The organism is Chitinimonas sp. JJ19, from assembly GCF_036961565.1.
GTDB lineage: Bacteria > Pseudomonadota > Gammaproteobacteria > Burkholderiales > Chitinimonadaceae > Chitinimonas.
Genome location: NZ_JBAMDD010000003.1, coordinates 12,360 through 27,205 on the forward strand (window position 1 = coordinate 12,360; position 14,846 = coordinate 27,205).

Here is a 14,846-nt window from a genome sequence, read left to right on the forward strand (position 1 = left end):
TATGGACAAGACTGTGGAGATATCGCGCCGTGGCTTGCTCAAGGCGGGTGCACTGGGTGGCATGCTGGTGGTGGGGTTTCAGTGGTCGGGAAAATCCCGGGCTGCTGCCATGCCGGCCAGCTTGGCGCCGAATGCCTTTGTCCGCATCGGCAGCGACAACAGTGTCACCATTATCGCCAAGCATCTGGAGATGGGGCAGGGCAGCTATACTGGCTTGGCGACCATACTGGCGGAAGAACTGGATGCTGACTGGCGCCAGGTCAAGGTGGAGGCTGCGCCGGCCGACGCCAAGCGGTACAACAATCTGATGTGGGGGCCAACCCAAGGCACAGGTGGCAGCAGTGCCATGGCCAATTCCTGGAAGCAATTGCGCCAGGCAGGGGCAACTGCCCGCGCCATGCTGGTGGCCGCAGCGGCCCAGCAGTGGCAGGTGCCTGCGGCGGAGATTGCCGTGGCACAAGGCAAGCTCAGTCACGCCAGCGGCAAGCAAGCTAGTTTTGGCGAACTGGCGGCGCTGGCTGCCACCATGGAGGCGCCCAAGGAACCCAAGCTGAAAGACCCCAAGGATTTCAAGCTGATCGGCAAGCAGAAGCTGCCGCGCAAGGACAGCAAGGACAAGATTACCGGGCGGGCCCAGTTTACCCAGGATGTCAACCTGCCGGGCATGCTCACGGCCGTGGTGGCGCATCCGCCGCGCTTTGGGGCCAAGCTGAAGTCCTTTGATGCCACGGCGGCCAAGCAGGTCAAGGGCGTGGTGGAGGTGGTGGCCATACCCAGCGGCGTAGCCGTGTTGGCACACGGTTTTTGGGCGGCCAAGAAGGGGCGCGATGCGCTCAAGCTGGAGTGGGATGAAACCGCAGCCGTGCCCCAAGGTACGCCAGAGTTGGTGGCCCAGTACCGGGCACTGCTGGATCAGCCTGGTGCCGTGGCCAGCAAGACGGGCGATGTGGTAGAGGCCTTCAAGGGCGCGGCCAAGGTACTCAAGGCCGACTACTACTTTCCTTATCTTGCCCATGCCGCCATGGAACCGCTCAATTGCGTGATGCGGCAAGACAAGAATGGGGTGGAAGTCTGGAACGGCGAGCAGATGCAGACGGTGGATCAAGCCATGATCGCCAGCGTGTTTGGCATCACGCCAGAGCAGGTCAGCATCAATATGCTGTACGCGGGGGGCAGTTTTGGTCGTCGGGCCAATCCGGCTTCCGACTATCCCATGGAATGCGCCCATATCGTCAAGGCCACCGCTGGCCGCCACCCGGTGAAGCTGGTGTGGACGCGCGAGGACGATATGCGCGGCGGTTACTACCGGCCGCTCTATCTGCACCGGGTGGAAGTGGCTCTGGATGCTGGCGGCCAATTGCTAGGCTGGCGCCAGCGGGTGGTAGGCCAGAGCATTATGACGGGCACACCGTTCGAGGCGTTCGGGGTGAAGGATGGGGTAGATGCAACCTCGGTCGAGGGGGCGTCGGACCTGCCTTATGCCGTCGCCAATCTGCAGGTAGACCTGCATTCACCGCGCTTGGGCGTGCCAGTGCTGTGGTGGCGCTCGGTAGGACACACCCACACGGGCTATGCCGTCGAAACCATGATAGACGAAGCGGCCAAGGCTGCCGGGCGCGACCCGGTGGCGTACCGCCTGGCCTTGCTGGACAAGCATCCGCGCCACGCCGGTGTATTGAAGCTGGTGGCCGAGAAGGCTGGCTGGAACCAGCCGCTCAAAGCGGGCAAGAAGGGCGAAAAACGCGGCAGAGGGGTGGCCGTGGTGGAGTCTTTCGGCACCTTTGTGGCTGAAGTGGCCGAAGTCACGGTACGGCCGGATGGCAGCTACAAGGTAGACCGCGTAGTCTGCGCCGTCGATTGTGGCATTGCCATCAACCCGGACGTAATACGGGCGCAGATGGAGGGCGGCGTAGGCTTTGGCTTGTCTGCCGCCATGCACAGCGCGATTACGCTCAAGGCCGGTGCCGTGGAGCAATCGAACTTCCATGATTACCCTGTGCTGCGCATAGGTGAGATGCCCAGGATAGAGGTGCATATCCTGCCCAGCGATGCGGCTCCGCGCGGGGTGGGCGAACCCGGCGTGCCGCCGATTGCACCTGCCGTGGCCAATGCTATTGCTGCCGCTACGGGTAAGCGCCTGTACGACCTGCCATTCAAGCTGAGCTGAGTGCGAAGGGTAAGCTCCCGGTCGAGGAGTGGGAACACGCTGCCAGACGCATTACCCCTGGGTACTGTGTTTGGCAGCCTTCTGGAGTTGGAGGTCTAGCGATGGTTGTCTGTCTGGATGCGCTGGGCGGAGCGTACTGCTTGTCGTGGCTGGCAAGCAGTGTCGCGGTTGTTGCGCCATGAGGGCGCGCCTGCTTGCCGCTGTAAGGTACTTGCTGGGCTTGTTGCTGTGCCTTGTGCCGCCTGTGCTTGCCCAGGCCGAGGTGCTGACGGTGGTGGGCGAGCATGCGCCACCGTATCGCATCATGCAGGATAAAGCCTGCCGTGGCCTGTATTGCGACACCATGCAGGCGATAGCACGGCGCGCTGGATTTGAGTTGCGCTATGTACAAGTACCCATGGCACGCGCCTTGATGATGATGGAGCACGGCCAGGCGGATTTGATGCTGGGCCCCAATCGAACGCCTGAGCGTGAGCGCTATATGGTGTTTCTGGAGGCGGCATTTCCGCCAGCACGCAAGGTGTTCTATCAGCGGGCGGACAAGCCGCTACTACGCGCCTATGCTGACTTGGCTGGCAAGGTTGTCTCGGTGGAGCGCGGCAAGCGGTTTTTCGAACCGTTTGATAGTGATACCGCGCTGGTGAAGGACTGGGTGAGCGATCCGCGTATTGCGCTGCGCAAGGTTGCCATGGGGCGCAGTGATGCGGCATTGATGCCGGAGCAACTTGGCGACTGGCTGCTGCGGGAGGATGTCATGGAACTGGTCAAAGCACCTTGGGCGGTAGAGGGACGTCCCTCCCATATTGCTTTCTCGATCGCATCGCCGCGGATCAAGTGGCGACCCGCGATAGAGCAGGCCTTTGCCGAGATGACGCGAGAAGGGGAATTGAAGGCGATTTATGCCCAGTATCGCTAGGACGGTAATTGGCCGCTCTGGTGGCAAATAGGAACGGATAGCAGGAGTCAGGCTTGGACGCATTGGATCTGGCGGTATTGCAGCGTGCCCGCTGTTGGCATGGGGATGGCCATGCCGTTTGGCTGGTCAGCGTGGTGGAAACCTGGGGCTCGGCTCCCAGACCGGTTGGTTCGTTGCTGGCAGTACGTGATGATGGCGCCGTGGCGGGTTCGGTTTCAGGTGGCTGCGTGGAGGACGATCTGGTCAGGCGCGTCAGCCAGGGCGAGCGGCCGGCGGCGGCCGGGCTGGTCTGCTACGGTGTGAGCAAAGAGGAGGCCAGCCGCTTTGGCCTACCCTGTGGCGGCACCTTGCGCCTGCTGGTGGAACCCTTGGTGGCAACCGCCTGGCTGGAGGATCTGCTGCAGCGTGCCGGCCGGCACGAGTTGGTAGCACGCACGGTAGAACTGGGGACAGGCACCGTTACCTTGGCTGCGACCCAGCGCGGGGCCAGACCGGCATTTGACGGTGAGCGCTTCACCAGTATTTTTGGGCCGCAATGGCGCCTGCTGCTGATCGGGGCAGGACAGTTATCGCGCATCGTGGCCCAGATGGCCCAGCCATTGGGTTTTAGCGTCTATGTCTGCGATCCGCGCAGTGAGTATCAAGTGGATTGGGATGTCGCCCATGTCCATTTTGAAGTGGGTATGCCCGATGATGTGGTGCTGGCCATGGAGCCCGATGCCCATACCGCCATCGTGGCGCTGACGCATGATCCCAAGCTGGATGACATGGCCTTGCTGGAGGCGCTCAAGTCACCCGCCTTCTATGTGGGGGCGCTGGGCTCGCGCCGCAACACGCACAAGCGGCGCGAACGCCTGGCGCTGTTCGATTTGGCGGACGAGGAGATACAGCGGCTGCACGGCCCGGTAGGGCTCTATCTGGGTAGCCGTACCCCGGCGGAGATCGCCATCTCCATTCTGGCAGAGATTGTGGCGGTCAAGAATGGCATACCCATAGTGCAGGTAGCGCCTGCGTGGTCGGAGGAAACGCCGGAGGCAGCCCGGCATGCACCCTGAGGGGGGCCAGATTGTAGGTCTGCTACTGGCTGCCGGGCGCGGTAGCCGTTTTGATCCAACGGGCCGGCAGAGTAAGCTGTTGCAGCGCCTGCCTGATGGCAGGCTGGTGGCGGTGGCCGCTGCCCAGACCTTGCTGGCCGCGGTGCCGCGTGTCGTCGCCCTGGTGCCGGACAATGCGCTCCCGACTACCCTGCTGCTGATAGAGGTCTTGCAACAGGCGGGGTGCGATATTGTGCCCTGCCCAACAGCGCAGTACGGTATGGGCCACACGCTAGCGGCCGGGGTGGCTGCTACCCAGAATGCTACCGGCTGGTTGGTGATGCTGGCGGATATGCCGGCGGTGGCGGCAAGTACGGCACAAGCGGTAGCGGCCGCGCTACAGCAAGGTGCAGTAGTGGCGGTGCCTGTTTATGCTGGCAGGCGGGGGCATCCTGTGGGTTTTGCTGCTGTGTGCCGGGATGCCTTAATGTCACTGGAGGGTGACCGGGGTGCTAAGGCGATTACTGAGCGTTACCCAGTGGTGACTATTGCTGTCGATGATGCTAGGGCATTGTTGGACATCGATCACCCAAGTGACTTGCCTGAATAGAAGGCTCACAAGCTAGCCTCCTGACGCCAGGGTCTCAGCCATCCAGTCATTGACCCGACGCTCCAGCAGATCCAGCGGCAAGGGCCCGGCCGCCAGTATCAGGTCGTGGAAGGCCCGCAGGTCGAACTTGGTGCCCAGCCGGGTTTTGGCGGTTTCGCGTAGCTGCAGTATCTTGAGCATGCCCACCTTGTAGGCGCAGGCTTGGCCTGGGTCCACCATATAGCGCTCTATTTCCACCACGGTATCGCTTTGGGGCATGCCGGTGTGTCGGCTCATGTAGTCAATTGCCTGCTCACGGCTCCAGCGTTTGGCATGGAGGCCGGTATCTACCACCAGGCGCACGGCACGGAATAGCTCGTCGCGCAGGCGGCCCAACTGATCGTATGGGTCGGTTTGCAGGCCCATCTCCCAGGCCAGTTGCTCGGCATAGAGCGCCCAGCCTTCTCCATAGGCGGTGTACCAGTTGTAGCGGCGAAAGCTAGGTAGGTCGGATTGCTCGCGTGCCACAGCATTTTGGAAGTGATGGCCAGGTACGCCCTCATGGTAGGCCAGCGTCCGCATGCTCCAGCGTGTGGTGCCCTTGATGTCGTGCAGGTTGGCAAAGAATACGCCGGGCCGGCTGCCATCGGTGGCGGGGGGCTCGTAGTAGGCGCCGGGTGCGGTTTGCTCGCTGAAGGCCGGTATGCGCTGCACATCGAGCTTGGCGGTAGGCAGGTGGCCAAAGGCACGGGGCATTGCGGCCTGCGCCTCGGCCAGGATGGCCTTGTAGTCGGCCAGTATCTGGGCGCGGCCGGCGTCTGTGTCGGGGTAGAGGAAGCGTGGATCGTCGCCCAGCTTTTTCATGGCAGCGCCGACATCGTCAGCTTTTTCGCCCTGTGTCTGCAGTATGCCTTGCATCTCTCCCTGGATGCGGGCGACCTCGCTCAGCCCTATGCTGTGTACCTGCTCGGGGCTCAGCTTGGTCGTGGTATGGCCGCGCAGCTTCCAGGCATAGTATGCGGCGCCGTCCGGCAGAGACCAGGCACCCAGGTTCTGGGGGTGCTGCCGGGCCAAGGTCTGGGTGGCGGTAATCAATTGTTGATACGCGGGATAGACCTGTTTCTGTAGCGCTGTTTTGGCCTGGGCCAGTAACAGTTCGCGTTCTTCGGCGGATATGGATTCTATGCCGCTGGTTTTGCGGGCCAGGTTTTCGTAAAGCGGGTTGCGCTCCTCAGGCGTGGCAATAAAGCGTTGCATATTGGCGACCGATTTCACCAGGGCGAAGTGCGGTGCCACGATGCCACGGCGCGCGCGCTCTGCCTGTTTGATACCCAATTGCCCCAGCGTGGTCGGCATCGCCCGCAGCCGGGCAAGGTAATGCTCAGCGTCAATGCGGTCGTTGATCTGGTGCGTGCTCAGCAAAAAATTGGGCAGACTCTGCTGCTCGCCCCATAGCTGGTTGACCGGGAAGTCGTGATAGCGAAAGCGTTCGCCTGCCAGCTCGTACTCCAGCACAGTCTGCATGGTGTCGTAGGAGAGTTGGTCGGCGGGGCTCAGGCTGTTGCGATCATAGGCCTGCAAGGTGGCAAGATTCTGCTTGCTGCGGGCCAGTTGGCGCGCTTCCTGGGCGTCGGAGTTATCGTCCAGCCTGGCGTTGTGTCCCCGCAGGCCCCAGGGTTCCAGCAGGCGCAGGTCCGATAGCGCCTGCGGCGAATCCAGCGCCTGTTGCAGCGATACCCGCTCAAAGAATACCCGTATCGACCACGGCCGGAACCAAATGGCATTAATGATCACTGCGCTGATGAGCAGTGCAGCCAGTATCAGGCTAAGCCAGATTTTGCGTTTCACGACACGATCTCCGAATGGGCATGGGGCAGCTGCGGCGAGCGCCATTGTGCCAGCCTATTATTGTGTCAGGCTATTGCGGCGCTTACGGTGTTGCGTCGGGGCTATTGCATTGCTTGCCGGTCATCCATCTGTCCTGTTTGCTGGGGTATCGATCGGCTAATACATACAAGGGGGCACCGCAAGTGGCGCCGCCGCACATGGTTGAGGGCGGCACATTGATAGCCACCCCGGAGGGCCTTGGTCAACCAGGGAGGAGGTACGATGGGAGCATGCCGTGCATGGCATTCTGGCAACTGGCTTGCTGATCTTGCTCGCGATGCCGTCATCGGCATCCACCGTGCTGCGCCTGGGGCGTAGCGAACAACCTTCGGAACTGACCGACCGTGCCGAGACGGTGCTGCGAGTGGCATACCAGCGTCTTGGCATCATCCCCCGGTTTGAACCCTATCCCCTGCGGCGCTCATTGGCACTGGCCGCCAAGGGCGAGCTGGATGGCGATACCATGCGCGTGGCCGAGCTGGCTGATGAGATACCCAGCCTGGTGAGAGTCGGCATACCCGTGGTGAGCCTCAGCGTGGTGGCTTACGGCTATGACGACTGCCCCAACCAGATCAGTTGGGCGCAACTGCTGACCAAGCGGCTGGTGCATGAGCGCGGTGTGCTGGTGCTGGAGCGCAGAACCCGGCAGGTCGCCGTGCTGAACTCTGCGGGTAATGACGATGCATTGCGCATGGTCAGCGAGGGCTTGGCCGACTATGCGGTAGGTGTGGGGGTGGAACTGGATGCGGCCAGGGAGCGGCATCCGCGTTACAGGCTCTGCAGGGTGCCCACGCCGGTTGAGCAAGTACCGCTGTATCACTATCTGCATGAGCGGCACCGTGGCCTGGCAGCCCGGTTGACGGGTGTGCTGGAGGCTATGCAGCGCAAGGGCGAGTTGGCGATTTCCCCAGCACCCTGATGGTAAGGCGGTACGGCGTGTAAGATGAGGCCATCCTTGCAACCAAGCCTTTTCTGCCATGAGCAATCGCGTTTGGGTGGCCAGCGCCATCCACAAGATCGAGGCCGATTTCAATCGTTCGGCTGATACCCATCTGATCCCGCTGGATCTACCCGGCTACCCTGGCATACAGGTGTACTTCAAGGATGAGTCCAGCCATCCTACCGGCAGCCTCAAGCACAGGCTGGCACGCTCGCTGTTCCTCTACGCTTTGACCAATGGTTGGTTGCACGACGGTAGCACGGTTATCGAGGCGTCCAGTGGGTCCACGGCGGTATCGGAAGCCTATTTTGCGCGGCTGTTGGGCTTGCCTTTTGTGGCCGTCATGCCGGCCAGTACCTCGCCGGACAAGATTGCCGCCATTGAATTCTACGGCGGCCGCTGCCATCTGGTGGATGATCCAGGCGCCATCAACGCCGAGTCGGAACGCTTGGCGCGTGAGACCGGTGGCCACTTCATGGATCAGTTTACTTACGCGGAACGGGCAACCGATTGGCGAGCCAATAACAATATCGCCGAATCCATCTTCAAGCAGATGGCCGAAGAACCGCATCCCATTCCAGACTGGATAGTGTGCAGCCCGGGTACGGGAGGGACCAGCGCCACGCTGGGCCGGTTTGTCCGCTACCGGCGCTATGCAACCCGGATACTCTGTGTCGATCCCGAGACTTCGGTGTTCTTTGATTACTACCGAAGCGCCCTGGCGGGCAAACCCGATAACCAGCTGACCTTGCCGTGCGGTTCCCGCATTGAAGGCATAGGCCGGCCCAGGGTGGAACCCAGCTTTATCCCGCATTGTGTCGAGGCTATGCTCAAGGTGCCGGATGTACTCAGCCTGGCGGCCATGCGCTATGTCAGCGAACGGTTGGGGCGCAGGGTAGGGGGCTCGACCGGCACCAACTTCGTCGGTGTGCTGTCGCTGGCGCAGCAGATGCAGGCTGAGGGTCGCAGCGGCTCTATCGTGACCATACTGTGCGATAGCGGTGAACGCTATGCCCACAGTTATTACAACCCGGCCTGGTACACCGAACGGGGCATGGATATCGGCGCGGCTGACGCACTGGTAGCCGCTGCCGTACAGGGAACGGCCTTACCTGCCTTGGCTGCAGCGGGTATGCGCTGAACGGCTGCCATGGCTAGCGTCCGGCTTTCTTCGGGTGCAACTGCGAGTACATGCACCGGAATGCCCGCAGCTTGATCAAAGGCGCTAGACGTTGACATGCAATACCCTGCTGCCTTGCAGATAGACCTGGTAGCGTGAACGATAGCGTTCACGCAATTGGGTTCCCCATTTTTCGCGCATCAGCGCCGCTTCGGCTTGCCATATAGGGTCGTCGTTTGCTGTGCTGCCACGGGTGGTGGAGGCATCGTGAGTGAGGCGGGCGTCCACGGCCTGGACAATGCGCCAGCCGGCCTGCCGTACGGCCAGGCAGAAATCCACATCGTTGTAATTGACGGCAAAGCGGCAATCGAAGCCACCGGCAGCGAGCAGGGCATCGCGCCTGACCAGCAGGCAGGCGCCGGTGGCGGCCGATACATTGCGGTTGAGCAGGCACTCGTAGCGTTCGCCCCAACTGCGTAGCTCGGCGGCAATCCATTGTGGGTCGGTTTCTATGCCGTTGTGCTGCAAGCTGCCATCGGGGAAGAACAGTGTCGCCCCTACCACGCCTACACCGGGCAGGCGCATGAAGCGTGCCATGCGTTGCAGCCATTCGGGGTGCTGCACGGTGACATCGTCGTTCAGGAACAGCAGCAGGGGCGCTTGGCTGCGCTCGGCAACACGCTGATTGATGGCTGCCCAGTTGAACGGGCTGTCGTCACGCTCCCAACTGATACGGGCATCGCCGGCGGCCAGCGCCTCGACGGCGGCCAACATGGCCTCGGTACAGCGGTTGGCAACAATGGTGATACGCAACTGCGGGTAGTCTGTCGCCTGGAGCAAGCCCGCCACGCAGGCTTGCAAACCGCCCATATTGCTATGTGTGGGGATGATCACATGTACCAGCTCGCCGCTGGCCGGCCAATCGGCCAATATGCCAGGGTAGCTTTCGTCCCAGCCGACCTGGGCATCGCCTATGCCCAGCCGTGCCAGGTTTTCCTGCACGGCGGCCAGCGCAGCATCGTGTGCCCAGGGCTTGGCCGCGCGGCTGTGGGCAAGCGAGCCTGCTAGTGCGCGCCAGTCGTACAAGACCTTGGGCAGGTGGGCTATCTGGTCTACCGCCAGCGCCGAACTGGCACGCAGCAGCAGGTCGTAATCCTGCGCTCCGTGGCTGGCCTGCCTGTAACCCCCCAGCGCCAGCACCTGCTCACGGCGGTATAGCGTCAGGTGATTAGGGTAATTGATCGAATGCAGCAACTCTGGCGACCAATCTGGCTTGCGGAAGACCTGCAAGGCGCGGCCAGACTCGTCTATGGTCTGGCTGTCGCTATAGATCAGTTGCAGGTCGGGCTGTGCCTCTAGCAGCAGCGCGACCTCCAGCAGGGCTTCCGGGTAGAGCAGGTCATCATGATCCAGCGGCACCAGCCACTCGCCCAAGGCCATCTGTATGCCTTCGTTGCTGGCCGCCACAATGCCGCCCTGCTCACGCCGCCTGTGGCAGCGTACCCTGGGGTTGCCTGCCTGATCACGTGCAAAATCGTCCAGCACGGCCAGCGTCTCGGCCAGGCTGGAGCCATCGTCGATCAGGCACAGCTCCCAGTCGGCCAGGTGCTGGTTCACTACGCTGGCCAGCGTTTGGGTCAGGATGGCTGCTGCTGTGTTGTAGACCGGCAGGATGATGGAGAAGCGTGGCCTGCCTTGGGTCATCGCCAAGCCGGCCAGGCGGGCGGCGCTCTCCGTCGTGCCGGTTGGCAGGCCCAGCGCAGCCTGGGTGCGGGTCTGCCAAGACTGTGCCTCGCGGTTTTTCTCCAGTGCGGTGGCGAGCTGTTGCTGCTCATGCCTTGCTTTGGCCAGGGCCGCGTCCTTGCCATCGTGCTGCTGTTCCAGGCCATCGACCAGGCTGGCGATGGCTGCCAGTTGCGGCCCACCCAGCTGGCTGGCTATCCGGGCTTGCACCACGGCTTGCCAGGGTTGGTAGCCCTTGGCCTGGTGGTTGCTTCGTTGGTCGCTTTCCAGGCTATCACCCAGCAGGCGGTACTCGCAGCTGATGCTATCCAGGTGGGTAAAGCGCCTCCCTGCCAGTACCAGCCGGCTGAGCAAGTCCCAATCCTCGTAGGCCCCCAGTTCGCTGTCGAAGCGCTGGGACTTGAGCAGGGACGAGCGCCAGACCAGGGCGTGGATGGGGATATAGTTGCCGACGAGCAGCCGTGCGGCATTGAAGGGGCGGTTCAAGGTAGCCACCACATGGCCAGTCTGCAGCGTGTCGCCCTGCAGCACGCAGGGGCGCAACTGGCAGCCGGCGTAGGCGGCATCGACCTGGCTATCCTGCTGCAATTCGGCGATCAACTGGGTGTAATGGTCGGGATAGACCACGTCATCCTCGTCGAGTATGGCCAGGTAATCCCCTTGGGCTGCGGCGATGCCCAGGTTGAGGTTGTCACTGCGATTGCTTGCACCGGAAACGATGCGTAGCTCCAGCGTCTGGAAGGCGGCCAGTGCCGGTTCGTCGTCACCAAACCAGACCAGTACGACCTCCAGCATGGGATAGCGTTGTCGCTGCAGGCTGCTGAGCGCATGTTGCAATAGCGCATTGCGGCTGGCGCGGATAATGACCGACAGCAGGGGGGGGTGTTCGAAGAAGCGTTGGGGCGTGCCATCCCAGTCGTATTGCAGGAAAGCTTCGGCATGAGCTGCGCCTGCTGCCAGGCCGCGCAGGCTGGCCAGGCTCTCTGCATGCCGGAGGTAGTCGTACTGGCACAGCTGTGAGGCATGGCTGCGCAGTGCGGCCAGCTTGCTGTTCATATCATCAAGCACCAGCAGGCGGTTGATGCTGGGGTTGGCCTGTATGGTTTCGTAAAACCACAGCTCACCTCGCCAGTGGCCCGTCAGCGCTGCCAACAGGCCTCGGCTGCAGCGGCGGTGATCCTCGTGCTGCTCCGATGGTGCAGGCAACAATAGCCTGTGGGGTCGGAAAACCTGTACTGCATCGCAATAGGCCGCCTGTATGGGGCCAGATATCGGTATGGCGCCATCCGGGTAATGCCAGAAAACAATGTCGTCTACCCCCAGCAGGGCGAGACCGGCACGGCATTCAGCCAGTCTGTCATGGTGCTCGCCTTTGGGCGGCAAGCCGGCTTCGCCATCGCTCAGTACGATGACCCTTATCTTGCTGCCCTTGCGCACGGCTTCTGCCAGCAGGCCACCGCAGCCCAGTATTTCGTCGTCGGGGTGGGGCGCAAAGACCAGGATGCGATCAGCCATGGCTGGGTATCTCGCTCAGTGGTGCCAATCGCTGCAGATGTGTGTGCAGCCTGCTGGCCGGCCATTCGCTGGCATCGATGGCATAGCGGTGCAGATCCAGCCGCTTGCCTGCCAGCGTCGTGATTTCTGCCTGTAGCACGCCCTCTTGCCGTAGCGCCAGTCTATCCAGTAGTGCCAATACCCGGGTGTTCTCGGCCGAAACCAGGAAGATCAGCTTGTACAGGCCCAGGTGATGGAAAGCGGTGTGCATGGCGTAGTGCCAGGCCTCCCAGAAGGCCCGGCCGGTGCGATGCATATAGATGGCGAATTCCGCCTTGCCATTGAGCATGTCGATGGCCGACAGGCTCATCAGGCCTATGGGTTCGGTGGTGATGGCCGACTCAATGAGAATGTCCATCTCTATCGGTGGGTCGACCCGGTTCAGCCATTCGAAGCGGGCCAGGCGGCTGGCAAGGTCGGGGTAGAGCGTCTGGCACTGCGGTTGATAGTGGCAGAAGCCAGGCAGGGACATGGCTTGTTGCAGCAGCGCGAGGTCGGCCGCGCCTACGCGGCGCAGACGCGCATGCCTGCCCTGGTAAAGGGGCAGGCCGTCAGGTAGCAGTGCGGCGGTAGGCAATTAGGGTGCTGTGCAGCTGTCCACCGTGATTTCATCCAGTTCTGAATAGCGGAACTGGTTCCAGTCCGAGCCGTCTGCCGATTTGGGCCAGATCATGGCCTGCAGATAGAACTTCGTGCCCTTGATCCCTACCAGGCCACGGCTGGCCAATTCCGTCAGGTTGATGGAGAAGGTGATGCTGGCCGTGGAGGTGGAGGTGGTGGCACCCACTGGCGCTGCCAGATCGGTACCATCGTGGCGGAACTGTGCCAACAGGGTGAAGTTCTGCTGACCCACGCGGAGCTGGCTGTTCAGTGCCAGGAAGGCCGGGTCGTCCTTGTCGCTGGAGGCCGCAATGAATACCTGGTCGCCGCGCTGTACCCCCGTCACCACGGTGGACATGGCGGTGGCACCCGCATTGACGCAAATAGTGGGTACAACGCCATAGGCGGTTGATTCCAGCTGGAACTTGCCGGCCTGGGGTAATTCCACCAAGGTGAGTACACCGGTCGTAATATCGGTGTAGCTGGGGGTGACCGGGCCGTTGCTGGCCATGGCTTCTTGCAGCAGCATGGGCAAGGTGGCGGCCTTGCCCGAGATCAGGAACGTCGCAAAGCGCTTCTTCATGATGTACTCCGGTTGGCTGGGTGGCCGCCAGCGCATTCGCAGGCGTGTTATTTGGGATAGATGATGCGGGCCAGCCGGTCAAAGCCTTCCGTCGCCATAATGCCTTGTCGTACTGCTGTCATCTTGTGCGGGTAGCGTAGCGCCTGACTCTATTCACCATGTAAACAGGGAATTCACCATGCAAGCCCGTCTAGCCGCCGCCGTGGCATCGCTCTTTACTGTTGCCGCCCAGGCTCAAACTGTCGAGATCAATCCGGTCGAACACGAGGTGGTGAGCACGGTGGAGCGCTATGCCTTGCAGGTGCCGGCAGCCGACTACATCCCCTATGGTGGCAAGTTCAAGGCCGAGTTTCCGCAGGGGCTGCACCTGGCTGTGGGCTCGGGTCTGCGGTTCAAGGGTTACGAGAAGGATGCCTCCCTGAGCTTCTGGGCGCTGACCGATCGCGGCCCCAATGGTGATTCGCCCAAGGTCAAGGCAGGTGAGAAGGCTGCGCCGTCCAAGGTATTCCTGGCACCCGATTTCTCGCCGCGCATCGCCACCATCAATGTGCAACTGGCCGAAGGTGCCCGGGTCGTCAGCACTATGCCACTGAAGCAGGATGGCAAGGCCATCAGTGGTCGCCCCATCGCGCCGGAGAACAGCGGCTCGTCCAAAGAGGTGCCACTGTCTGATGAGCTGAAGCCGCTCAAGTATGACGATTTCGGCATGGACCCTGAAGGCATCGATTTCGACAAGCAGGGCAATCTGTGGATAGTCGATGAATATGGCCCTTTCCTGGCCCAGGTTGACGCCAAGACCGGCGAATTCATGCAGCAATACATGCCTGGTGCAGGCCTGCCCGAGATATTGGGCGAGCGCCAGCCCAATCGTGGCTTTGAGGGGGTGGCCGTGACCCCGTCCGGCAAGGTGGCAGCCATTGTGCAAAGCACGCTGGATATCAAGAAAGAGACCCGGGGCAGCGCGCAGTTCCTGCGCCTTGTCGTGCTGGACCCCAAGACCAACAGCACACAGATGTTTGCCTACCCCCACGATGTGAGCGAGTACAAGAAGAGTGGCGATGCCAAGATAGGCGACCTGGTGGCCATAGACGATACCCGCTTCCTCTTGATTGAGCAGGGTAAGGACAAGAATAAGACCATGCGCAATGTGGTCTACCTGATAGACATCAAGGGCGCGCAGGACCTGACCGGCCTGACCTTGGCCGACGGTAAGGCGCTTGAGTATGCCGACGCTAAGACTCTCAGCCAGTTCCAGGCGGGGGGCGAGGTGACAGGCAGTGGCAATATCGTGTCGGCCAGTGCCAGCAGCAGCTTGAAGATGATCAGCAAGACCCGCCTGTTCGACCTGCGCGAACTGGGCTGGAATGCTGAGAAGGCCGAAGGCCTGGCGGTGGTGGGAGAGCTGGGCAAGTTTGCCGATGCCAGTGAGCTGGCGGTGATCAATGACAACGATTTTGGCCTGAAGGGCGATGTTGCCGCTGCCGAACGTGACCCGGAGGCCTACCTGGTGGACACCGATGGCAAGCTGGCGGATGCCAAGGGCAATGCGGTGGAGGCCAGCTACCGCGTTGCGCAGGGTGACGAGCGCGACACCCAGTTTTGGGTACTGCATCTGAAGAAGCCCTTGAAGGACTACTTCCCCAAATAATCATTGCCTCTCCGCCGTAGATTAGCCCCGTGCAAACGGGGCTTTTTTATGGCATCCGTGGCGTC

11 protein-coding genes are annotated in these 14,846 nt (G+C 61.9%); 7 read left to right on the forward strand and 4 right to left on the reverse strand.

The window, feature by feature from the left end; all coding sequences use genetic code 11:
• Window position 1 precedes the first annotated feature (1 nt).
• The 4 genes from V7714_RS04580 to V7714_RS04595 all read left to right on the forward strand — a co-directional run bounded on the left by V7714_RS04580 (window position 2) and on the right by V7714_RS04595 (window position 4,727).
• Entirely contained in the window at window positions 2-2,167 is a 2,166-nt protein-coding gene (locus tag V7714_RS04580) for a xanthine dehydrogenase family protein molybdopterin-binding subunit (protein ID WP_335708655.1), read from the forward strand.
• A 178-nt stretch (window positions 2,168-2,345) separates the two neighbouring features.
• On the forward strand, window positions 2,346-3,083 hold the full coding sequence (locus tag V7714_RS04585; protein ID WP_335708656.1) for a substrate-binding periplasmic protein: 738 nt from the start codon (window positions 2,346-2,348) through the stop codon (window positions 3,081-3,083).
• Between the two features lie 53 nt (window positions 3,084-3,136).
• Entirely contained in the window at window positions 3,137-4,138 is a 1,002-nt protein-coding gene (locus V7714_RS04590) for an XdhC family protein (RefSeq protein ID WP_335708657.1), read from the forward strand.
• Complete coding sequence (locus V7714_RS04595) at window positions 4,128-4,727, forward strand: nucleotidyltransferase family protein (RefSeq protein WP_335708658.1); 600 nt, start codon at window positions 4,128-4,130, stop codon at window positions 4,725-4,727. The genes V7714_RS04590 and V7714_RS04595 overlap by 11 nt, the downstream gene beginning before the upstream one ends.
• A gap of 12 nt (window positions 4,728-4,739) precedes the next feature.
• Here the strand turns inward: V7714_RS04595 and V7714_RS04600 are convergent, their stop codons facing one another.
• Window positions 4,740-6,554, reverse strand: coding sequence for a DUF885 domain-containing protein (locus tag V7714_RS04600; RefSeq protein ID WP_335708659.1), 1,815 nt, complete (start codon window positions 6,552-6,554; stop codon window positions 4,740-4,742).
• A 298-nt stretch (window positions 6,555-6,852) separates the two neighbouring features.
• On the opposite strand from V7714_RS04600, the gene V7714_RS04605 reads away from it, so the two are divergent.
• Both V7714_RS04605 and V7714_RS04610 read left to right on the forward strand, forming a co-directional pair.
• Window positions 6,853-7,512 carry a hypothetical protein gene (locus V7714_RS04605; RefSeq protein WP_335708660.1) on the forward strand — a complete coding sequence of 220 codons (660 nt, stop codon included), beginning with the start codon at window positions 6,853-6,855 and terminating at the stop codon, window positions 7,510-7,512.
• 58 nt (window positions 7,513-7,570) lie between these two features.
• A complete protein-coding gene (locus V7714_RS04610) occupies window positions 7,571-8,674 on the forward strand; it encodes a PLP-dependent cysteine synthase family protein (protein WP_335708661.1) in 1,104 nt (367 codons plus the stop codon).
• A gap of 84 nt (window positions 8,675-8,758) precedes the next feature.
• Here V7714_RS04610 and V7714_RS04615 read toward each other — a convergent pair whose 3' ends face one another.
• The 3 genes from V7714_RS04615 to V7714_RS04625 are packed head-to-tail and all read right to left on the reverse strand — an operon-like array spanning window position 8,759 to window position 13,133.
• Window positions 8,759-11,911, reverse strand: a complete 3,153-nt coding sequence (locus V7714_RS04615) for a glycosyltransferase (protein WP_335708662.1) — start codon at window positions 11,909-11,911, stop codon at window positions 8,759-8,761.
• Window positions 11,904-12,527, reverse strand: a complete 624-nt coding sequence (locus V7714_RS04620) for a GNAT family N-acetyltransferase (protein ID WP_335708663.1) — start codon at window positions 12,525-12,527, stop codon at window positions 11,904-11,906. Before V7714_RS04620 ends, V7714_RS04615 begins: the two co-directional genes overlap by 8 nt.
• Entirely contained in the window at window positions 12,528-13,133 is a 606-nt protein-coding gene (locus V7714_RS04625; RefSeq protein WP_335708664.1) for a hypothetical protein, read from the reverse strand. It lies immediately after the preceding gene.
• Window positions 13,134-13,311: 178 nt separating this feature from the next.
• On the opposite strand from V7714_RS04625, the gene V7714_RS04630 reads away from it, so the two are divergent.
• A complete protein-coding gene (locus V7714_RS04630) occupies window positions 13,312-14,781 on the forward strand; it encodes an esterase-like activity of phytase family protein (protein WP_335708665.1) in 1,470 nt (489 codons plus the stop codon).
• Window positions 14,782-14,846: the final 65 nt, after the last annotated feature.

Bases quoted from the DNA above. Each gene is read 5' to 3' on its own strand.
- V7714_RS04630 (WP_335708665.1), top strand. From the start codon at position 13,312: ATGCAAGCCCGTCTAGCCGCCGCCGTGGCATCGCTCTTTACTGTTGCC.
- V7714_RS04585 (WP_335708656.1), top strand. From the start codon at position 2,346: ATGAGGGCGCGCCTGCTTGCCGCTGTAAGGTACTTGCTGGGCTTGTTG.
- V7714_RS04580 (WP_335708655.1), top strand. From the start codon at position 2: ATGGACAAGACTGTGGAGATATCGCGCCGTGGCTTGCTCAAGGCGGGT.
- V7714_RS04610 (WP_335708661.1), top strand. From the start codon at position 7,571: ATGAGCAATCGCGTTTGGGTGGCCAGCGCCATCCACAAGATCGAGGCC.
- V7714_RS04615 (WP_335708662.1), bottom strand. From the start codon at position 11,911: ATGGCTGATCGCATCCTGGTCTTTGCGCCCCACCCCGACGACGAAATA.
- V7714_RS04625 (WP_335708664.1), bottom strand. From the start codon at position 13,133: ATGAAGAAGCGCTTTGCGACGTTCCTGATCTCGGGCAAGGCCGCCACC.
- V7714_RS04595 (WP_335708658.1), top strand. From the start codon at position 4,128: ATGCACCCTGAGGGGGGCCAGATTGTAGGTCTGCTACTGGCTGCCGGG.